Genomic DNA, 22107 nt, shown 5'->3' on the forward strand with positions numbered 1-22107 from the left:
AAATGTGAACATTATGAGATTTTCGTTACAGATTTATTTCATTCTACATATTGCATAAGAGTTGTATTCTTTTCAGTTGTTTAATGTGATCTGTAATATAATTGTCATCTTAACGACATATTCTAGTACTAAGTCAAAAAGGGTAGAGAGATCAATGGCACAGGCCGAGTTTTCATTGCAGGAAAAAGATAAGAAACGATTGTTCAAAGATCGTTTAGTCCGATTTGCAGTGACCTCAGGTGGCATCGGTGTTCTCGCCGCACTTGTGTTGATCTTTGTTTACCTTGCTATGGTGATCATTCCTCTGTTTTCTGATGCAGAGATCGAAACCAACTATGCTTCTCGCGCGACTTATTTTGGGAAGCCCCTCGCAATTTCTGTTGATGATTACTCTCAAATTGCTTTTGAATTGACCTCAGATGGCCAACTCCGCTTTTTATCTTTAGATGACCCTAATAAGCCCGCGTTGTATGAACAGCAAGTGGCAAAAAATCCTGTTGCTTTTTCCCACTCCGCGCCAGGGCTTGGGTGGTATGGTTTGGTGGACGGGAATGGACAAGCCCACATCTTCAAGCCGGAATTTAACGCAACCTTACGAGAAAATACTCGCCCTCCAGAGATTATCGATCTGCAATCAAGTATGAATATGCAGCTAACCGACAAGCACGATCCTGTGACCTTATTTGCCTTTAGTGCGAATATGGACGCTTTGACGTTAGTATGGCAAACGCAGAGTGGTTTGCTTAAAGCGCGATGGCAAGAGATGCAGGGATTGGGGATGTCTCCAACTGTTGTGGAGTTTGCTTTTTCATCGGCGTTTGATAAACCTGAACAAATGTTGCTTACACCTGATGGACAAACCTTGTATTTACGTGCGGGCTCAGAGCTTATTGTTTTGGTTAAGCAGTCGGATAAGTTTGCTGTTCGAGAAGTGGTTGATTTAACTGAGGGGGACCAAAAGCACTCTGTGAGAACCATGGATCTTTTAGCCGGTGCGTATTCACTTTTGGTGACTCACAATGACGGTAAAGTGTCGCAGTGGTTTGATACGTTGCAAGGTGATCAGCGAAAGTTAACCCATATTCGCGATTTCAAATTAGCGTCGGAGGTGAAGTATCTGCTTCCTGACTCCCATCGCAAAGGCTTTTATAGTTTTTACACCAACGGCACATTACAAAGTCACTACACGACAAGTGAAAAGTTAGTTCTGTTTGAACGAGCGTTTCATCAGGCTCCAGCTATTGCGGCAATGTCGAATAACGAACGCTATTTGATTACGTGGCAAAATAACGAGTTAAGTGTTACTGAGGTCGATAATCCTTACCCAGAAATCTCATTGTCTTCCTTGTGGCAAAAAGTGTGGTACGAGGGCTATCCCGAACCGGAGTTCGTGTGGCAATCGACGTCGGCAAGTGATAACTTCGAAGCAAAATTCAGTCTTGTTCCCATCGCATTTGGCACCATTAAAGCGGCGATGTTCGCGATGCTGTTTTCAGTGCCACTTGCCGTATTGGGGGCAATATACACCGCGTATTTTATGTCGCCGCGGATGCGCAGAGTCGTTAAACCATCCATTGAGCTGATGGAAGCGCTACCTACCGTTATCATAGGTTTTCTTGCTGGGCTCTGGTTTGCCCCGATTGTTGAAGATCACCTAATTACGGTGGTGGTGTTATTGTTCGTATTGCCTTTAAGTACCATGGTTATTGGTGCGTTGTGGGCGCTACTTCCTCAGAGGCTGCGAAATCAGCTTCCTAATGGTTGGCATGCGTTGGTATTAATGCCTGTTCTATTGCTACTTATCGTTCTGGGAATATGGGTTTCTCCGACGCTTGAACAGCACTTTTTTGGCGGTGATATCCGACTCTTTCTTACCGATCATGGCATTGGTTTTGATCAGCGTAACGCGCTTGTGGTTGGCCTTGCGATGGGGTTTGCCGTCATACCGACGATTTTTACTATTGCAGAAGATGCGATTTTCTCCGTGCCTAAGCATTTGTCAGATGGCTCCCTTGCGCTGGGAGCGACACCTTGGCAAACCTTGATTTATGTGGTTTTGTTAACGGCGAGCCCTGGTATTTTCTCCGCCATAATGATGGGATTGGGGCGCGCGGTGGGAGAGACCATGATTGTACTAATGGCGACAGGCAACACACCATTAATGGATTGGAATATATTAGAGGGGTTGCGAAGTTTGTCGGCAACGATAGCGGTAGAGCTACCTGAATCTGAAGTGGGAAGCTCACATTATCGATTATTGTTCCTCTCTGCATTGATTTTGTTTGTCTTCACTTTCGCGGTGAATGCGTTGGCTGAGTGGGTACGTCAACGACTTAGGGATAAATATCGTGCGTTGTAATGATTTAAAGAGAGAGTGAGTGGGCACGTGTTAAATTGGATTCGTTCTGGCGCACCTTGGATTTGGCTGACGGGGGGGGCGGTAAGTATCAGCTTGCTCTCAGTTTTAGGTTTGTTGTTGTTAATTGGTTGGAAAGGTCTGACTTATTTTTGGCCTGCACCCTTGTATCAATGGAATGTTGCAGCGCTCACCCCTGTGCAAGGCGAAGTGCTGGATAAAAACTCAATACTCGTTGGTCAAATCTATGAGCGTAGTTTTGTACCTAAGAGCTATTTACCAGAAGATGCTCGAAATAAACTGGCCGATGATGAAGAGTTTGCCACGCGACTCAACATTAAAATTGCCAATCGAGAGCTGTATCCTGCCGATTTTATTTCCGTACTAAAAATGCAGTTGGATGAACCTACTACGCCAAGCGAGTGGGTGGTGATTGAGCGCAGCAGTGGCGGCTACTTCTTTGGCAAAATTGTCGCGTTTCAAGATGGACAAACACGCTACGAAAATAACATCCAGGATTTGTTGAACAACAAACTGGAAGATGCGGAAAGATTGCGCCGTGAGATTGATATGCTGGTGGATGATCAAGTGAAAGATCTGGGCTGGCAGCTGGAGCAATTGCGTCTCGCTAAACGTAAGCATGAGCTAAACAACACGATCACTGACGAATTTTTAGCTGATAATAGCAAACAGAAAAATGCACTCGAACAAGAGTTGGCTGAGCTTGATGTCCAACTTGATGGTCTGCGGTTAGGGATGTCTGATTACGCTCTAATCGTTGAAGATATGATGGGGAAACAAGTCGGCATACCCTTGAAAGACATTTTGGACTATTGGTATCCAAATAGCATGTCATTGCCAGAGAAAGTGGCACATTGGGGAAAACAAGTTTGGAAGTTCTTATCAGAAGATCCTCGCGAATCTAACTCTGAAGGTGGGGTATTTCCCGCGATATTTGGCACTGTTTTTTTGGTGATCATCATGTCGATAATCGTCATGCCCCTTGGTGTTGTGGCTGCCATTTATTTGCATGAATACGCTAAAAATAACGCGTTGACCCGAATTATTCGAATTGCGGTTATAAACCTTGCAGGTGTTCCATCGATTGTTTATGGCGTGTTTGGTCTCGGCTTCTTTGTTTATACGATCGGAGCCTCAATCGATAACGTATTTTACGCAGAACGATTACCTGCCCCAACTTTTGGTACGCCAGGTTTGCTTTGGTCTGCATTGACGCTTGCTGTATTGACATTGCCTGTTGTTATCGTCACGACAGAAGAAGGTCTGACCCGTATTCCTAACTCAGTGCGACATGGTTCACTTGCGTTAGGCGCTACACAGTTTGAAACCTTATGGCGTGTGGTTTTGCCTATGGCGACCCCTGCCATTATTACCGGTTTAATCTTGGCGATTGCGCGTGCGGCAGGCGAGGTGGCACCATTGATGCTGGTGGGAGTAGTGAAGCTGGCCTCTAGTTTACCCGTTGATGGGCAATTCCCTTATGTGCATCTAGAAAGAAAATTCATGCATTTAGGTTTTCATATCTATGATGTCGGCTTTCAGACCTCGAACATCGAAGCGGCGAGACCTTTGGTTTACGCAACTTCATTCCTACTCGTGACCGTGATTGTCGGGCTAAACTTAACGGCAATTAGCATTCGAAATAATCTACGCGAGAAGTACAGAACGTTGGGACAAGATTAAGCATGTTTAACTTTGATAACACATTAGGTTATGAACCGCCATTAGATGTGCATAACCTAACGGATGAACAAACCGCTATTTCAATTGAAAACCTGAATTTGTTTTATGGCCAGGCTCAAGCGTTGCATGATATTTCGATGCGTATCCCTCGTGGTCGAGTGACCGCGTTTATCGGCCCATCTGGTTGTGGAAAATCAACGCTTTTACGCTGTATCAATCGTATGAACGATTTGGTTGAGGGCTGTAAAGTGACCGGGAAAGTTCGACTGCATGGTAAAAATGTTTATGACCCAAGTGTTGACGTGGCAACCTTGAGACGTCGAGTCGGTATGGTGTTCCAACGACCGAATCCATTCCCGAAATCGATCTATGAAAATGTCGTCTATGGGTTACGCTTACAGGGTGTCAAAAATCGACGCAGCTTAGATGATGCGGTAGAACGCTCGTTGCGCTCTGCGGCACTGTGGGATGAAGTCAAAGATCGCCTACATGAAAATGCCTTTGGTTTATCTGGCGGGCAACAACAACGTTTAGTTATTGCCCGAGCTGTTGCTATTGAACCTGAAGTGCTGCTGCTTGATGAGCCGACCTCAGCTTTGGATCCAATATCAACTTTAACCATTGAAGAGCTTATCAACGAGCTCAAGACTCAATATACTGTAGTGATCGTCACTCATAACATGCAACAGGCAGCGCGAGTGAGTGACCATACTGCCTTTATTCATATGGGAAAATTGATCGAATATTCGGATGCAGACTCAATTTTTACCTCACCAATGAAAAAGAAAACCGAAGATTACATCACGGGGCGTTACGGTTAGCCCTAATTTTATTTAAAGGAACATCATGCATTTTGGACGCCATATCTCTGGGCAATTTAACGTTGAGCTAGAATCCATTCGTACCCATGTTTTGACCATGGGAGGATTAGTCGAGCAGCAGTTGTCTTATGCTATTCAGGCTTTGAATAAAGAAGACGTTGAACTGGCACGAAAAGTGGTGCGTGATGATCACAAAGTGAATGCGATGGAAGTCTCTATTGACGATGCTTGTACTCGTATCATTGCCAAACGCCAACCTACGGCAAAAGATCTACGTTTGATTATGGCGATCATTAAGACCATTACTGACCTTGAGCGCATTGGTGATGTAGCGACTCGTATTGCCAGAGTGGCGATTGAGAGCCCATCCTCGAAAGAACGCCAATTTCAAGTATCACTAGAGCCATTATGCCGTCAAGCTATCCAGATGCTGCACCAAGTGCTCGATGCGTTTGCACGCATGGATGTGGAAGCGGCTGCGGAAGTGCATAAATTGGATGATAAGCTGGATGCTGAATATGAAGCGGTAGTTCGTCAATTGATGACTTATATGATGGAAGACCCTAAAAATATTCCTCACATATTGCAAGTTATGTGGTCTGCACGTGCAATCGAACGTGTTGGCGATCGATGCCAGAATATTTGTGAGTACATTATTTATTTTGTGAAAGGCAAAGATGTGCGCCATCTTGGTGATCAAAGCATTGATGACGCATTAAAGTAGTACTAAATACAGCGTTCGACATTTTTGTATTACAGATAAAACCCACAAAAACGGCACGGTAGTGTCCGTAAAGATGTGGGTTTATCATATTTGAAGAGAGATGCCATCCTTGGCAATGGACTTCTTATATGAACGTTTATTTAAACGTGAACTGTACACCTACACCGCCAGCTACTTCAGATGATGAATATTTACCTGACGATTCGTAGTGGAATGTACCTGATAAACTCACCTGATCCGTTAACCCATAAGCGCCACCTACAGCGACAGCCTCTTTACTACCAGCAAAGCCAACACCTGCACCAATAGCCAGTTCCCCATTTGTCGCATATGGGCGAGCGTTGGTCACCGCATGCAAACTGGCACGAATCCCATCCATTTGCTCAGCTTGTTCATTCAAACGGTAATCGTATTCTCTCGCAAGGTTTTCTAGATGATTTAAGCGATCATCAGTAGGGTTGTTCTCAATTGGATTTGATGGCAACTGAGGCGTCGGACGATCTGGAATATTTGGAATGCCGTTGTCTTTTTCCGGCAAGGTTGGCTGCTCTGGTGCGGCTTCAATTGGCGGTGTTGGTGATTGGTCTGGGTGTGGACGATCAGGTACTCCAGGAACGCCATTGTCGATCTCAGGTAGAACTGGTTGTTCTGGCACACCTTGAATTGGGTTTGTTGGGGTTCCTGGATCTGGACGGTCAGGTATAACCGCTGCAAATGAGCTAAATGAAGCAAGTAGGGTACAGGCAGCGGTTAACTTCGCAATGTTGTGTGTCATGTATGAATTCTCAATCAATAAACGAGGGACAGCATCCATACTGCAGCAATCGCTTTTCTAATATCCCGTAAAAGCAGGGCTATCTTATTGAGAATAAATAATTATCACTAAGTGGTTATTGTTATTTTAATTATAAGCTTCACTTATCACCTTGCTGCTTCAATCCTTGTTGAATCAGATCGGTTAGCCAGTTAATTAGAGGATTATTTCGGTTGCGGACATGCATATGAGAGTGCACAGATTTCAGTTGATATTGGCCGTTTATAGTGACATCTATGGCCCGTAAACCTGGAAATTGTTCGATGGGAAAAAGGTCTGAGTGGGGAAAATACATATCAGTTTGCTTGACTACGTCAAGTATGGCGGTGACCATTTCTGAGCGAAACCCAATTGTATGTTCGATACCCATCTTGGTGAGTAATTCTGATGCATAGCTAAACTTATCGTTCCATCCTGGAGAAATCAGAGAGGCAATTGGGTAACCAGCGAGATCTTCTGGTTCAACATGGGGCTTGGTAATTGGATGGCCGCTACGAACAATAATTCTACCTTTTAAGTCGAGCAGTTTAGGAGTGTAAATTTCTTTATTGGAAAGAATTAACTCATAGTTCACGCCGAATAAAGTTTCGCCTTTTAAAATTTCTTCTATAGTACTATTCGACCAACTGACTAATTCAAGTTGTGCATTTGGTGCTAAAGTTTGCAGTTGCTTGAAGAGAAAGCCTGGGAGGCATGTCATGGTAATTGGTGCAAGCGCAATACGAATCTTATTGTTGACTTCTGCAGGATCAAACTGGTGTGACCGGTTGATTGCTCCAGCTAAGCCATCAATATGAGGAGTGATGTCGTTTGCGAGTAATTCTGCAAAGGGGGTGGGCTCAAGACCAGTTTTGACTTTAACAAACAACTCATCATCGAAGTGATTTCGTAGTTTTTGTAGCGCCTGACTGATCGCAGGCTGAGAAACAAATAAGCGCAGCGAGGCTTTGCGCATATTTCTCTCTTGCATCAAAACCATAAATGTTTTGATTAAATTGAGATCGAGAGTGTAAAACAGGTCTTTTGCCATGAATAATCTCTAATACTTATCGGGAACAAATGTTTGGTCTTCGATAGGCGCTCGAATGTAACCGTCTTTGTTCAGCTCTGGTAACGCGATTTGCGGATACTCAATTTCTTGATATTCAATGTGACTGAGTAGGTGGCTAATGCAATTGAGTCGAGCTTTCTTTTTATCATCAGAGGGAACTACCCACCAAGGACAGTTTTTCGTATCTGTGTATGCAAACATCTTATCTTTGGCTTCGGAGTATTCTGCCCAGCGATTGCGTGATTCTAGATCCATTGGGCTGAACTTCCAGCGTTTGATTGGAGTATTGATGCGTTCGAGAAAACGCTTCTCTTGTTCTTCATCCGAGACTGAAAACCAGTACTTAATGAGAATGATGCCAGAGCGCTGCAGCATACGTTCGAATTCAGGACAAGAGCGGAGAAACTCTTCATATTGGTCTGGAGTGCAAAAGCCCATGACTTTCTCTACGCCTGCTCGGTTATACCAACTGCGGTCAAACAGAACAATTTCTCCAGCGGCGGGTAGGTGGGCCACATAGCGTTGAAAGTACCACTGGGTTTTTTCTTTCTCGGTGGGGGCAGGGAGTGCAGCGATGCGGCACACGCGAGGATTGAGCTTTTCCGTAATGCGCTTGATTACACCACCTTTCCCAGCTGCGTCTCTGCCCTCGAATAGAACCACTACCTTTAAGCCTTTGTGCTTCACCCACTCTTGTAGCTTCACCAACTCAATTTGTAGTTGTTCTAGCGCGTCTTCGTATTCCTTTTTTCTTAATTTTGCCATTATTGAACCTCCATCCTTAGTTATCAATATGTTAGCACTCGATAGTCAAAGAGGGAGGATCGTTATGTTTATTTGAGAGCTGTTACCATGTTTGCAATGGCTTCTTGGCTAGTGATTGGGATAACAAAATCATCGATATCCGCCGCGCCCATTTTGCTTTGACCAGAGGTGAATGTCATGTGACTAGGACGAGTGGTTTTTCCAGACAGATGCACTTCCGTAACCTGGGTTTGTTCAACTAAGTGGTTTACGTTATCGGCGTTTATTCCGGCTCCCGCCATGATCGCAATACGACCTTTCGCCTTCGCTACTAATACTGTAAGCACATCGATACCTTGTGGTGCTGATGCCGCTAACCCCGATGTCAAAATACGTTCGCAGCCAAGGCTGATGATTTCTTCGAGTGCTGTTTCTGCGTCACGGCATTGATCAAACGCTCGGTGGAATGTCACCCCTAATCCGAGCGCTTGGGCAAATTCACACAGCGCTGTTGCATAAGGCATGTGAATGTCGCCGTCTTGAGTCAATACCCCCAAAACGATACCGTTCAAACCAGCGTGGTGTGCGGCTTCAATATCCCAACGCATCATTTCTATTTCTTCTTCGCTGTAGAAAAAGTCGCCTTGGCGTGGGCGAATCATCGCGTAGACCGGAACGGAAGAAAGCTTAGCGGCTTGCTGCATAAATCCATAGCTTGGAGTTAAGCCACCCAAAGCAAGTGAAGAGCAGAGTTCGATGCGGGTTGCACCACCAGCAATGGCATTGTGCAGGGATTCGATGTTATCAATACAGACTTCAAGTTGAGTGTTCACGAGGTTGTCCTGAATTATTGTAATTACAACAAATACTAGCAGGACGAAAGGGGAGAATCTGTACTAATACCGAGGGAAATAGAGGTAAACTTTTTGCGTGATGCTTGCCTCTTTTGCTATTCGAAAGCGCAGATAAAAAGAAAGCCCAGAGCGAACTCTGGGCTTTTTTATGACTTTACTTAGACTGATTGGCGTTTGCGGTTTTTCCGCGATAGCTTTTGCTTTATATATACATCCAACCAACTCGCCCGTTGAGCTTGGGCGGCAGTGTCTATTACTTGCTTAGGTCGTCTGCGTGCTCAGATAGGAACGCTGCAACACCTTTTGGCGATGCGTCCATACCAGCTTTGCCTTCTTCCCATTGTGCAGGACATACTTCGCCGTGCTTTTGGTGGAAGTTTAGAGCGTCAACCATGCGTAGCATTTCATCGATGTTACGGCCTAGTGGTAGGTCGTTAACTACTTGGTGACGTACAAGACCGTCTTCGTCGATTAGGAAAGAACCACGGAAAGCAACGCCCGCTTCTGGGTGCTCTACGTCGTAAGCTTTACAAATTTCGTGCTTAACGTCAGCGATTAGAGGGTATTTAACTTGACCAATACCGCCATTCTCAACTGGCGTGTTGCGCCATGCGTTGTGAGAGAATTGAGAATCGATTGAAACACCGATTACTTCAACGCCTTTCGCTTGGAAATCTTCGAAACGGTTGTCGAATGCGATTAGTTCAGATGGGCAAACGAACGTGAAATCTAGTGGGTAGAAGAAAACAACCGCTTTCTTACCTTTAGTGAACTCAGCAAAGTTGAAGTTTTCAATGATTTCACCGTTACCTAGAACAGCTGCAGCAGTAAAATCAGGGGCTTGACGACCTACTAGTACCATTTTTTTGCTCCTAAAAATTATGGTTTGCTCCAAACCGAATTCAGTTATTTCAGTTTGGTCCGTGTTTGTGCGAGACAAACTATAGTACAGATTGTAGTATTGAAAAAAGCGAAATAAATAGATTGAGTTAATCGAAAAAAGCGATAAAGCCAAAACTATTATCTCGATCACTAGAACAGCAATAGATACAAATAGAATTATGAATAAATGGCCTAGCTTGAAGCAGTTACACTATTTGGTCACTTTGCACGAAACGCGACATTTTAGCGATGCGGCTGAGCGTTGTTTTGTTAGTCAATCTACGTTGAGCAAAGGGATCCAAAATCTTGAAGAGTTGATTGGTTGCCCGCTTTACGAAAAGAAAGATAAAAAGAGTCCACTGGTTTTTACCCAAGCTGGTGAATTGGTGGTGCAGCAAGGTCGCGAATTACTCGCGAAAGGACAAGATTTGGTTGAGCTTGGCCGTTTGTGCCAAGGTGATGACATGGAAGGTCAGCTAAAGGTGGGGTGTATTCCTACTATTGCGCCTTTTTTACTTTGCGATCTAGTTCAAGAGGTGAATTACCGCTTTCCTCAACTGAATTTATTGTTGCGCGAAGATACCACGACGAATTTGTTGCAGGCGTTGCGTCATGGTGAGTTAGATGTGCTGATTTTGGCACTGCCCGTAGAAATCGATGGGATGGAAAGTCGTGTGGTGGGGCAAGATCCATTCCGCATGGTAATCAGTGCAAATCAAGCGGATTCTGTCCCAGTGCCTATTCGCTATGCTGATCTTCCTAATGAATCGGTTTTCTTATTAGAGAAAGAACATTGTCTAACAGAGCATGCGGTATCGGCATGCAAATTAACCGATAAAGAGAAGATCAATCCATTTACCGCAACCAGTTTGCATACGTTGGTTCAGATGGTCGCGAATGGCTTAGGTACCACGTTTATCCCGCAAATGGCCATTGATCACGGCTTGTTGCATAACCAGAATCTGGTTGTCATTGACCCTCCTGGTCAGCAAGCGTATCGCAATATTGGTTTAGTGTGGCGTCCAAGTTCGTCACGCTCCAACACTTTTAATCAATTGGCAGATCTCGTTTCCGAATTGCTATAGCGATTAGTATTAGCCTGTATAACCTCAATGTAACTTAAAAAGCACACTGTAAAAAGTGTGCTTTTTAGCATTTTATTCTGCCCGTGAACTTTGACTTGTAAAATTTCACAGACAAACTTTCATGAAGATTTCATAAAATAGTGAAATTTCACAATGTTAATTTTACACATTTTAGCTTTGAAAGCGTTTGAGTTGCGTTTAACTTCCTTATGCTAGCCCTTGTGAATACAAGGAATTTCTCCTCGTCTTACTATTCATACGCCTGTTTGAATTCAAAAAAAGCCTGAAAAATTATTGTAATTAAATTACGTAATTAATTACAAATAACCATCAAAAATCAAACACTTGTTTGATTCCGGATAAAACTTCAAATTTAACGTTTTGTTTACTTTGGGGGTTTCGCTTAAACCGCTGTTGGTATAGCTTAATTAAAGGCTTGTAAGACTTATGTCTAGATTGAAAAAGTAACTTAGGTTGCGCAAGGTATAGACATAACGAAGCGAAGTGAACACCAAATCAAAGGATGTAATTTGTTGTTCATAACTTACAAATGTAGCTTTAGGCTGACTGCCCAAGATGGATAAAGCACGTTAAGGATGAATGATTATGCTTGCTCAGACAGAACAAAAAACACAACAACTAAAGCAAACCCAAGGCATGCTTGAGGTGAATGGAGTCGTTGCTCCTGAACATCAAGCAATTTTCCCTGTTGAAGCCCAAACCTTTTTATCTCTACTGTGTGAAAAATTTGCCGGACGTGTTGAACAGTTGCTGGAAGCACGAGAAGAAAAGCAAGCATGCATCGACGCTGGTGAACTGCCAGACTTTCTAGCAGAGACACAAGACATTCGTGAGGGTAGTTGGAAGATCCTTGGAATTCCGCAAGATCTGCAAGATCGCCGAGTGGAGATTACCGGGCCAACCGATCGCAAGATGGTGATTAACGCTCTGAATGCGAATGTAAAGGTATTCATGGCAGACTTCGAGGATTCGATGTCCCCTGCGTGGAGTAAAGTTCTGGATGGTCAAATTAACTTGCGCGATGCTGTTAATGGCACCATCAGCTACACCAATCCTGGCAATGGCAAACACTATCAGCTGGAAGAAGACCCAGCGGTGTTGATCTGCCGTGTTCGCGGACTGCATCTAAAAGAAAAACACGTAACGTGGCACGGTCAGATCATTCCAGGTGCGCTGTTCGACTTTGCTCTGTACTTCTACAACAACTATAAGGCGCTACTGAAAAAGGGAAGCGGTCCTTACTTCTACATTCCAAAACTGCAATCGCATCATGAAGCGAAGTGGTGGAGCGAAGTGTTCCATTTCACCGAAGAGTATTTCGGTTTGGATACAGGCACCATCAAAGCCACTGTACTGATTGAAACTTTACCAGCCGTATTTGAAATGGACGAGATTCTGTTCTCTCTGAAAGAGCACATCGTTGGTTTGAACTGTGGTCGTTGGGATTACATCTTTAGCTACATCAAAACACTGAAAAACCACCCAGATCGCGTACTACCGGATCGCCAAGTGGTGACTATGGACAAGCCATTCCTCAACGCTTACTCAAGATTGTTGGTGCGTACTTGTCATAAACGTGGTGCATTTGCGATGGGCGGCATGGCAGCCTTTATTCCGGCTAAAGACCCACAAGAAAACCAAAAAGTACTGGATAAGATCCACAACGATAAATCGCTAGAAGCTAACAACGGTCATGACGGCACTTGGGTTGCACACCCAGGTTTGGCAGACACCGCAATGGAAGTGTTCAGTGCCACATTGGGGCTGCGCACCAACCAATTGGACGTGAGCCGCTCAGAAGACGCACCAATCACCGCCGCAGAGTTACTTGAACCGTGCGAAGGAGAACGTTCAGAAGAGGGCATGCGCCATAACATCCGCGTTGCGCTGCAATACATCGAAGCTTGGATCTCTGGCAACGGTTGTGTGCCGATTTACGGACTGATGGAAGACGCTGCAACGGCAGAAATCTCCCGCGCTTCGATCTGGCAATGGATTCAACACGGCAAGTCGCTCGACAACGGATTGAAAGTCACGAAAGAGCTGTTCGAGTTGTACCTGAAAGAAGAGATTGAAATCGTGAAGCAAGAAATTGGCGAGCAGCGCTACCAAGCCGGTCGATTTGAAGAAGCGGCAGACTTGATGGCAAGGCTCACCACCAGTGATGAATTGACCAACTTTTTAACTATTCCAGGTTACGACTACTTGGATTAACCCAAAGATTTAGAACACTAATTTATTTAACTAATACATGTTTATTTAACCAATACGTGAAAGATTCGAGGCAGATAAGGATGTACTGCCTGAGAACGGAAAACTCAACGCACATGCACAAGTGCACATTATAAGAGGGATAGACCAATGACTAACTTAACTCGCCGCCAACAAATTGAAGCTTTGGAAAAAGATTGGGCAACCAACCCACGCTGGAAAAACGTAAAGCGTACTTACACAGCAGAAGAAGTGGTAGAACTGCGTGGTTCTATGGTGCCAGCGAACACAATCGCACAACGTGGTGCTGACAAACTTTGGTCACTGGTCAACGGTAGCTCAAAGAAAGGCTACGTAAACTGTCTTGGTGCACTGACGGGTGGTCAAGCCGTACAGCAAGCGAAAGCGGGTATTGAAGCGATTTACCTGTCAGGTTGGCAGGTAGCAGCGGACAACAACACCGCTTCGACGATGTACCCAGACCAATCTCTATACCCAGTAGATTCTGTACCATCGGTAGTAAAGCGCATCAATAACTCATTCCGCCGCGCAGACCAAATCCAGTGGTCAGCGGGTAAGTCGCCAGAAGACGAAGGCGGTATTGATTACTTCCTACCTATTGTAGCGGATGCAGAAGCCGGTTTTGGTGGTGTACTTAACGCTTACGAGCTAATGAAATCGATGATCGATGCAGGTGCGGCGGGTGTTCACTTTGAAGACCAACTGGCATCCGTGAAGAAGTGTGGTCACATGGGCGGTAAAGTACTGGTTCCAACTCAAGAAGCAGTGCAAAAACTGGTCGCGGCTCGCCTAGCAGCGGACGTTGCTGGCACGACAACGCTGGTTATTGCGCGTACCGATGCAAACGCAGCAGACTTGCTAACGTCTGATTGCGACCCGTACGATAAAGATTTTATTCAAGGAGAGCGTACACCAGAGGGTTTCTACCGTGTTCGTGCAGGTATCGACCAAGCTATCTCTCGTGGTTTGGCTTACGCGCCATACGCCGATCTCATTTGGTGTGAGACAGCGACGCCTTGTCTAGAAGAAGCGCGTAAGTTTGCAGAAGCGATTCATGCAGAGTACCCAGACCAACTGTTGGCATACAACTGCTCGCCTTCATTCAACTGGGAGAAAAACCTAGACGCAGAAACCATTGCTAAGTTCCAACAAGAGCTTGCAGATATGGGCTACAAGTACCAGTTCATCACGCTAGCAGGCATCCACAATATGTGGTTCAACATGTTCGAACTGGCACACGCTTACGCACAAGGTGAGGGTATGCGTCATTACGTTGAGAAAGTTCAGCGTCCTGAGTTTGAAGCGGCAGAGAAAGGCTACACATTTGTAGCGCACCAGCAAGAGGTAGGTACGGGATACTTCGATAGAATGACGAATACCATTCAGGGTGGTAACTCATCAGTAACCGCACTGACGGGGTCGACTGAAGAAGATCAATTCTAAATGGGTTGATGGTGAGATAAGCTACCCGATTTAGAGCGATAAACCCTCTCACTCATAGCCGTTAGCGAGTATATGCTAACGGCTATTATATTTAGAGCCATTAACCAGTATATTCAGAGCGGTTTACTTATAAAGTTAGCCGCTCTTTTTGTTTGCCCTAGTCAGTATCGATAATAGTCGTTGAATTACTCGTTGGGCTCTATTTCTTCTGGCTCCACTTCTTCTTGTAGTTCTAGTAAGTTAATCGCAATAGTGACAAAGTCCGTGTCGGTAATGATGCCGACTAAGTTGCCTTTGCTGACGACCGGTAGGCAACCCACCTTGTGTTTTTGCATATAAATGGCGCTTTCTTTCAGTCCCGCTCTTGGTTCAGCGGTCATGATGTTAGTATGCATAACATCTTTGAGCGGAGCATCGAGTGTAAATGAGAATTCGTCTTTGTCGGTATGTAAACTCGATTCTTTGGCCGCGAGAATATCACGATGTGTTACCAAGCCCTGTAAGTGCTTGTTTGTATCGACGACAGGAATATGTCGAATATCGAGTGCTTCCATCATGCTTTGAGCATCACGCAACGTATTGGTACTCAATAGCGTATGAGGGTTGCGTGTCATCATGTCTTCAACCTTGATCATAGAGACCTCCAGAGGCGTTGTCCTTTACCTAAATATAGAGAAAATTTTGACCTATAACTGGGACCTAACTCGTTTTTCGCCAATAAATAAAAGTTAATAGACGGAGATCAATTTGAGCGGTCAATGAGCGGTTTGTTTACATAAAACAGGTGAGTACAAGCGGACAAAAACGAAAGGACTGTAGAGGTAAACGCGATGTAAGCGCTATCATAAATAACCAAAGCTAAGGCGCTGAAACCTTAGCTTTGGTTACTCTTAACTCTGTCTAAAATGAACACAGATAAGACCATAGGCTTTTGCGTCAACACATCGACCAATAAAGTTCTTGTTAGGGAGGTTTACAGCACACAAGCGCGGAACTTGTTTTAGCTTACACGCATCTTGCAACGCTTTTAACGTCTCTTGCTCAGAACTTGCTAACGTATTGGCAGAAAAAGAAATAACGGCGGCGCTGAATAGCGTAATTAACATCTTCATACTTACCTCAAAAATTCAAACATAGAGCAAATTGCTCTTAGTCAATATAGTCTAAAAGTAAACTTACTGAGTGATTTGATAATAATAAGGTCTGCCGATTTATATCGACATGTCGTGGAACAATACGCTCTTCATGTTTTATTACACTCTTAGTCAGCGCTTTTACCGTTAATCAAAGGGGATTTGCTTGCTATTGCAGCATGTAAACATATACTAGTCTGCTGCGAAAAACTCGTCGCAATTTTATCGTCGTCTTTGACGTGATTTGACCAATAGATAAGACAAGTAACATGCAAGTATCAGATTTCCATTTCGACCTTCCAGATGAACTCATCGCTCGTTACCCTCAACCAGAGCGTACCGCTAGCCGATTGCTGCAAATGGACGGCAATACTGGCGAGCTAGTGGATGGCACATTTACGGATGTGTTGGACCATATTCAAGCCGGTGACCTCGTGGTTTTCAACAATACCCGCGTTATCCCAGCTCGTATGTTTGGTCGCAAAGAATCAGGCGGTAAACTTGAAGTGCTGGTTGAGCGAATGCTCGATGAAAAAAGCATTTTAGCGCATGTACGCTGCTCTAAATCACCAAAACCTGGCTCGACAGTGATTGTCGGTGAAAACGATGAATACTCGGCTGAAATGGTGGCTCGTCATGATGCACTGTTTGAGCTGAAGTTTAACTCTGATAAGACGGTTCTTGAAATATTGGAAGAAATTGGCCATATGCCACTCCCGCCATATATTGACCGCCCAGATGAAGACGCAGATAAAGAGCGTTACCAAACGGTTTATAACCAAAAACCAGGTGCGGTAGCGGCACCAACAGCAGGCCTACATTTTGATGATGTACTGCTAGACAAAATTAAAGCGAAAGGTGCGGAGTTTGCTTATGTTACTTTGCACGTTGGCGCAGGCACATTCCAGCCGGTAAAAGTGGATAATATTAATGATCACCATATGCATGCGGAGTACGTTGAAGTGCCGCAAGAAGTGGTAGACGCAGTCACTGCAACCAAAGCTCGCGGTGGTCGAGTGATCGCTGTTGGCACGACATCGGTGCGTTCTTTAGAAAGTGCAGCACAAGATGCACTAAAGAAAGGCACTGAGCTTGTCCCATTCTTTGGTGATACTGAGATCTTTATCTTCCCTGGTTACGAGTACCAGCTGGTGGACTGCTTGATCACTAACTTCCATTTACCAGAATCAACCTTGATTATGTTGGTGAGTGCATTTGCAGGTTACGAGAACACCATGAACGCTTATAAGCATGCGGTAGAAAATCATTACCGTTTCTTCTCATATGGTGATTCAATGTTTATCAAGAAAAAAACGAACTAACGGTATTTTATGCGTTAATAGCGAGTTAAATGTGCCTACTTACGTTGGTAAGCGCAGCTCTTGCTCTTCAGCGGTAATATTGTGTTAGTTAGTTTTTTAAATGTTTACGAGTGCTAGCAGTAAGCTAGGAAATAAAACAGAGTGTCTGTTTTGTCTCTCGCATGGAAAAGCGACCGCTCCTTAAAGTGGGGATTTATCCCCGGATACACAGTCAGACTGTTTCTCTGACACCCGGAGGCATCGTGAAATTAAAATTCGATCTTAAGAAGAAAAACGGCAATGCGCGTCGTGGTCAACTGACTTTCGAACGCGGCACTGTTCAAACACCTGCTTTTATGCCAGTTGGTACTTACGGTACGGTTAAAGGCATGACACCAGAAGAAGTGAAAGGTACTGGCGCAGAGATTCTGCTTGGTAACACTTTCCACCTATGGTTGCGTCCTGGCCAAGAAGTAATGAAAATGCATGGCGATCTGCATGATTTCATGAACTGGCATGGCCCAATTCTTACCGATTCAGGCGGTTTCCAAGTATTCAGCCTAGGTAAAATGCGTACGATTACCGAGCAAGGTGTTCACTTCCGCAACCCTGTAAACGGTGACAAAATTTTCATGGACGCAGAAAAGTCGATGGAAATCCAAAAAGACCTAGGTTCAGACATCGTAATGATCTTCGACGAGTGTACGCCATACCCTGCGACGCACGACGAAGCGAAAAAATCGATGGAAATGTCTCTACGTTGGGCTCAACGTTCACGTGACCACTTCGATAAACTAGAAAACCCGAACAATCTGTTTGGTATCGTTCAAGGTGGAGTTTACGAAGACCTACGTGACGTATCGGTTAAAGGCCTAACTGAAATCGGTTTTGATGGTTATGCCGTCGGTGGCCTAGCAGTAGGCGAGCCTAAAGAAGACATGCACCGTATTCTAGAGCACACTTGTCCTCAACTACCTGAAGACAAGCCTCGTTACCTAATGGGCGTGGGTAAACCAGAAGACTTGGTTGAGGGTGTTCGCCGTGGTATCGACATGTTTGACTGTGTAATGCCAACGCGTAATGCACGTAATGGTCACCTATTTGTGACTGGTGGTGTGATCAAGATCCGTAATGCGAAACATAAAACGGATACAACACCATTAGATCCGCACTGTGACTGTTACACTTGTCAAAACTACAGTAAGTCATACCTTCACCACCTAGAGCGTTGTAATGAAATCCTAGGTGCTCGTCTGAATACTATCCATAACTTACGCTACTACCAGCGTTTAATGGAGAGCATTCGTAAGGCGATTGATGAAGATCGTTTCGATGAGTTCGTACAAGAGTTTTACGCTCGTCGTGACCGCGAAGTTCCGCCACTAGGCGAAGCATAAAAAAATTAAAGCCTTTGGCATGTCGCCAGAGGCTTTTGCTAATAAAGTAGGCAAACGCACAGTTTTTTTGAGAGAGCGATCTCTATTAGCTGTTCTCAGACTTGAATCTCAATTGCGAATGCCCAACTTGTTGGATTATCAATAAAATATAATGAGGATGTTTTAATGTTTATTTCTCAAGCTCACGCAGCAGCTGAAGGCGCACCAGCAGGTGGCGGTTTTGAAATGCTAATCATGCTAGGCATGTTCGCGGTGATCTTCTACTTCATGATCTACCGTCCACAAGCTAAGCGTGTAAAAGAGCACAAGAGCCTAATGGCTTCTATGGGCAAAGGTGATGAAGTTCTTACCAGTGGTGGTCTAGTGGGTAAAATCACTAAGATTGCAGAAGATAACGACTACATCTCAATTGAGCTAAATGCAAACAATGAAGTTGTGATCAAAAAAGATTTCATTACTGCAGTGCTACCAAAAGGTACGCTTAAGTCTCTATAAAACAGCCAAAGGATCCTCGCTGTGCTAAACCGTTACCCTCTATGGAAGTATTTGATGGTATTTTTTGCCATCATCACCGCCGCGTTATACGCGCTTCCAAATATCTACGGTGAAGATCCGGCTGTTCAAGTTACAGGGGCGCGTGGCGCCTCTGTAGATATGTCAACGCTGGATGCTGTCACTAAAGCTCTTGATAAAGAGCACCTTTCTCATAAATCCATTGCTCTCGAAAATGGATCAATCCTTGTTCGCTTCAATGACACTGATACACAGATCAGTGCACGCGATATTATCAGCGAAGCGCTTGGCAAAGATAAAATCGTTGCCCTCAACCTAGCACCATCGACACCACATTGGTTAGAAGCGATCGGTGCATCGCCACTTAAGTTAGGTCTTGACCTACGTGGTGGTGTTCACTTCTTGATGGAAGTGGACATGGATGCCGCAATGGAGAAGTTGGTCGGCCAACAAGAAGAAGCATTCCGTAGTGAACTTCGTGAAGCGAAAGTTCGTTACCGTGCGATTCGCCCATCGGGTCAAGATGGCGTGGAAATTTTGTTGCGCAATGAAGAGCAACTTGCCGAAGCAAAAGCAACGTTAGAAAAGAATCACCCAGACATGAACTTTGTTGAGTCTGATTCTGACGGTCGTTACGCTCTTGTCGCCACTTTTACTGAGCAACGTTTGCAAGAGATCCGTAACTACGCGGTTGAACAAAACATCACGATTCTGCGTAACCGCGTGAATGAATTGGGTGTTGCTGAGCCGTTGGTTCAACGTCAAGGTGCAAGCCGAATTGTTGTTGAACTTCCAGGTGTTCAGGATACCGCTCGTGCAAAAGAAATTCTTGGCGCGACAGCGACACTTGAGTTCCGTGAAGTCGATGATAAAGCTGACCTAGCAGCGGCGGCAAGTGGCCGAGCTCCTGCGGGCAGTGAAATCAAAATGGACCGTGATGGTCGTCCAGTCGTACTTAAGAAACGCATTATTCTTGGTGGTCAAAGTATCACAGATGCAAGCTCAAGTGTTGATGAATACGGCCGTCCACAAGTTAACATCTCGCTAGACAGCGAAGGTGGTAATAAGATGTCTGCGTTCTCTAAAAAGAACATCGGTAAGCTAATGGCAACCGTATTTGCAGAGTACAAAGACAGTGGCCGTCGTACGCCAGAAGGCAAAGTTATTCTTGATAAATACGAAGAAGTTATTAACCAAGCAACGATTCAATCGGCTCTTGGTCGTAACTTCCGTATTACCGGTATTGACTCTGCAGCAGAAGCTCACAACCTAGCACTTCTACTGCGTGCTGGTGCGCTTATTGCACCTATCTCTATCGTTGAAGAGCGCACCATTGGTCCATCAATGGGTCAACAAAACATCGATATGGGTATTCAAGCATGTATCTGGGGTATGGTTGCGGTAATGATCTTTACCCTGCTTTACTACCGTGGTTTCGGCTTGATCGCGAACGTGGCACTGATGGCAAACTTAGTGCTTATCATCGGTATTATGTCGATGATTCCAGGTGCGACGATGACCTTGCCAGGTATTGCCGGTATCGTATTAACGGTTGGTATGGCAGTTGATGCGAACGTACTGATATTTGAACGTATTCGAGAAGAACTTCGCGAGGGTCGTAGCCCTCAACAGGCGATTCATCAAGGCTACGCGAACGCGTTCAGCACTATCGCCGACGCGAACATCACCACACTGATCACGGCAATTATTCTATTCGCTGTGGGTACAGGCGCGGTGAAAGGTTTCGCGGTAACACTATCTATCGGTATCTTGACCTCTATGTTCACCGCAATCATTGGTACACGTTGTATCGTGAACTTGGTGTACGGTGGCAAGCGCGTTAAGAAATTGTCGATCTAAGGCTGGGAATTATTATGTTTCAAATTCTAAAAGCAGAGAACACGATCGACTTTATGCGTTGGTCGAAAGTTGCATTCGCATTTTCGATGGTCATGATCGCTGCATCTATCTTTACGCTTTCAACCAAATGGTTGAATTGGGGGCTAGACTTCACGGGCGGCACGCTTATCGAGGTTGGTTTTGAACAACCAGCAAACCTTGAAGAGATCCGTGCTGCGCTAGATGCGAAAGGTTATGGTGATGCAACCGTACAAAACTTCGGTAGTGCTCGTGATGTAATGGTACGTCTTCGTCCTCGTGATGACATCTCTGGTGAAACTCTGGGTAACCAGATCATTGGTGCAATCAAAGAGGGGACAGGTGAAAGCGTAGAAATGCGTCGTATCGAGTTTGTTGGTCCAAACGTAGGTGATGAACTAACAGAAGCGGGTGGCTTGGCAATTCTTGTGTCACTGATCTGTATCTTGATCTACGTATCGATGCGATTCGAATGGCGTCTTGCAGCTGGTGCGGTAATGGCATTGGCTCACGATATCATCATCACACTCGGTATCTTCTCGTTCTTTCAAATTGAAGTTGACCTAACCATCGTTGCTGCACTATTGACGGTTGTCGGTTACTCACTTAACGATACCATCGTCGTATTCGACCGTATCCGTGAGAACTTCCGTAAGATGCGTAAAGGTGACTCTATTGAAGTGATTAACAGTGCGATCACGCAAACGCTGAGTCGTACATTGATTACCTCAGGTACGACCCTGTTCGTAGTTATCGCTCTGTTTACGCAAGGCGGTGCGATGATCCACGGTTTTGCTACGGCGCTATTGCTTGGTATCACCGTTGGTACTTACTCTTCTATTTACGTTGCGTCAGCACTGTCTCTAAAACTGGGTATCCAGAAAGAGCACTTGATGCCACCACAAGTAGAAAAGGAAGGTGCAGAGTTTGATGAGATGCCATAAGGCAACTTGAGACGTTTATAATAAAAACCGCTGACTATTCAGCGGTTTTTTTATGTTTCGGTTTTCTAACTACAGAACTCTTTTGCCACAGAGCCTTCTTTCCCACGTATTCTTTCAAAGACATGGGTTCAAAACCCCGAAAAACAGACATAAAAAAGCCCCACTCAATGAGTGGGGCCTTGTTAAAAATTCATCAGCATGATGAGTTAA

18 protein-coding genes and 1 pseudogene are annotated in these 22107 nt (G+C 44.8%); 12 read left to right on the plus strand and 7 right to left on the minus strand.

The features are described 5' to 3' along the window. The first annotated feature begins 154 nt into the window (after positions 1–154). From VA249_RS02695 to phoU, 4 genes and pseudogenes are all read left to right on the plus strand, one after another. Positions 155–2359 carry an ABC transporter permease subunit gene (locus VA249_RS02695; RefSeq protein ID WP_221068775.1) on the plus strand — a complete coding sequence of 735 codons (2205 nt, stop codon included), beginning with the start codon at positions 155–157 and terminating at the stop codon, positions 2357–2359. Positions 2360–2683: 324 nt separating this feature from the next. Beyond that, positions 2684–4060: pseudogene (gene pstA, locus VA249_RS02700) on the plus strand (phosphate ABC transporter permease PstA); the annotation flags it as partial. A 2-nt stretch (positions 4061–4062) separates the two neighbouring features. Continuing rightward, positions 4063–4881 carry a phosphate ABC transporter ATP-binding protein PstB gene (gene pstB, locus VA249_RS02705; protein ID WP_211919937.1) on the plus strand — a complete coding sequence of 273 codons (819 nt, stop codon included), beginning with the start codon at positions 4063–4065 and terminating at the stop codon, positions 4879–4881. Between the two features lie 25 nt (positions 4882–4906). Further along, positions 4907–5605 (plus strand): phosphate signaling complex protein PhoU, encoded by a 699-nt coding sequence (gene phoU / locus VA249_RS02710; RefSeq protein WP_128811569.1) that lies wholly within the window; start codon positions 4907–4909, stop codon positions 5603–5605. Positions 5606–5741: 136 nt separating this feature from the next. On the opposite strand, the gene VA249_RS02715 is transcribed toward phoU, so the two are convergent. The 5 genes from VA249_RS02715 to VA249_RS02735 all read right to left on the minus strand — a co-directional run bounded on the left by VA249_RS02715 (position 5742) and on the right by VA249_RS02735 (position 9930). Further along, positions 5742–6380 carry a YadA C-terminal domain-containing protein gene (locus tag VA249_RS02715; RefSeq protein ID WP_221068779.1) on the minus strand — a complete coding sequence of 213 codons (639 nt, stop codon included), beginning with the start codon at positions 6378–6380 and terminating at the stop codon, positions 5742–5744. Between the two features lie 139 nt (positions 6381–6519). After that, entirely contained in the window at positions 6520–7449 is a 930-nt protein-coding gene (locus VA249_RS02720) for a LysR family transcriptional regulator (protein ID WP_221068780.1), read from the minus strand. A 9-nt stretch (positions 7450–7458) separates the two neighbouring features. Beyond that, positions 7459–8235: a polyphosphate kinase 2 gene (gene ppk2 / locus VA249_RS02725; protein ID WP_221068782.1), complete on the minus strand. Its 777-nt coding sequence runs from the start codon at positions 8233–8235 to the stop codon at positions 7459–7461. Between the two features lie 68 nt (positions 8236–8303). Next, positions 8304–9047, minus strand: a complete 744-nt coding sequence (locus VA249_RS02730; RefSeq protein WP_221068784.1) for a copper homeostasis protein CutC — start codon at positions 9045–9047, stop codon at positions 8304–8306. A gap of 274 nt (positions 9048–9321) precedes the next feature. Further along, a complete protein-coding gene (locus tag VA249_RS02735; protein ID WP_128811563.1) occupies positions 9322–9930 on the minus strand; it encodes a peroxiredoxin C in 609 nt (202 codons plus the stop codon). A 199-nt stretch (positions 9931–10129) separates the two neighbouring features. On the opposite strand from VA249_RS02735, the gene VA249_RS02740 reads away from it, so the two are divergent. The 3 genes from VA249_RS02740 to aceA all read left to right on the plus strand — a co-directional run bounded on the left by VA249_RS02740 (position 10130) and on the right by aceA (position 14731). Then, entirely contained in the window at positions 10130–11035 is a 906-nt protein-coding gene (locus VA249_RS02740; protein WP_221068785.1) for a hydrogen peroxide-inducible genes activator, read from the plus strand. A 606-nt stretch (positions 11036–11641) separates the two neighbouring features. After that, the gene (gene aceB, locus VA249_RS02745; protein ID WP_221068788.1) at positions 11642–13270 is read left to right on the plus strand and encodes a malate synthase A; all 1629 of its coding nucleotides are present in this window, start codon (positions 11642–11644) and stop codon (positions 13268–13270) included. Between the two features lie 147 nt (positions 13271–13417). Further along, positions 13418–14731 (plus strand): isocitrate lyase, encoded by a 1314-nt coding sequence (gene aceA, locus VA249_RS02750; protein WP_211919929.1) that lies wholly within the window; start codon positions 13418–13420, stop codon positions 14729–14731. A gap of 185 nt (positions 14732–14916) precedes the next feature. Here aceA and VA249_RS02755 read toward each other — a convergent pair whose 3' ends face one another. Then, positions 14917–15366 carry a CBS domain-containing protein gene (locus VA249_RS02755; protein ID WP_221068790.1) on the minus strand — a complete coding sequence of 150 codons (450 nt, stop codon included), beginning with the start codon at positions 15364–15366 and terminating at the stop codon, positions 14917–14919. Positions 15367–15621: 255 nt separating this feature from the next. Further along, positions 15622–15843, minus strand: a complete 222-nt coding sequence (locus VA249_RS02760) for a hypothetical protein (RefSeq protein ID WP_221068792.1) — start codon at positions 15841–15843, stop codon at positions 15622–15624. A 290-nt stretch (positions 15844–16133) separates the two neighbouring features. Between VA249_RS02760 and queA the strand changes: the two genes are divergently transcribed. The 5 genes from queA to secF all read left to right on the plus strand — a co-directional run bounded on the left by queA (position 16134) and on the right by secF (position 21897). Further along, a complete protein-coding gene (gene queA, locus VA249_RS02765; RefSeq protein ID WP_211919926.1) occupies positions 16134–17186 on the plus strand; it encodes a tRNA preQ1(34) S-adenosylmethionine ribosyltransferase-isomerase QueA in 1053 nt (350 codons plus the stop codon). A gap of 242 nt (positions 17187–17428) precedes the next feature. Then, positions 17429–18562 (plus strand): tRNA guanosine(34) transglycosylase Tgt, encoded by a 1134-nt coding sequence (gene tgt / locus VA249_RS02770; protein WP_128811556.1) that lies wholly within the window; start codon positions 17429–17431, stop codon positions 18560–18562. A gap of 165 nt (positions 18563–18727) precedes the next feature. Continuing rightward, positions 18728–19057 carry a preprotein translocase subunit YajC gene (gene yajC / locus VA249_RS02775; protein WP_098416397.1) on the plus strand — a complete coding sequence of 110 codons (330 nt, stop codon included), beginning with the start codon at positions 18728–18730 and terminating at the stop codon, positions 19055–19057. 21 nt (positions 19058–19078) lie between these two features. Continuing rightward, complete coding sequence (secD, locus tag VA249_RS02780) at positions 19079–20935, plus strand: protein translocase subunit SecD (protein WP_128811554.1); 1857 nt, start codon at positions 19079–19081, stop codon at positions 20933–20935. Between the two features lie 14 nt (positions 20936–20949). Further along, entirely contained in the window at positions 20950–21897 is a 948-nt protein-coding gene (gene secF / locus VA249_RS02785) for a protein translocase subunit SecF (RefSeq protein WP_221068794.1), read from the plus strand. Positions 21898–22107: the final 210 nt, after the last annotated feature.

The sequence above is a fragment of the Vibrio alfacsensis genome (genome assembly GCF_019670485.1).
Lineage (GTDB): Bacteria > Pseudomonadota > Gammaproteobacteria > Enterobacterales > Vibrionaceae > Vibrio > Vibrio alfacsensis.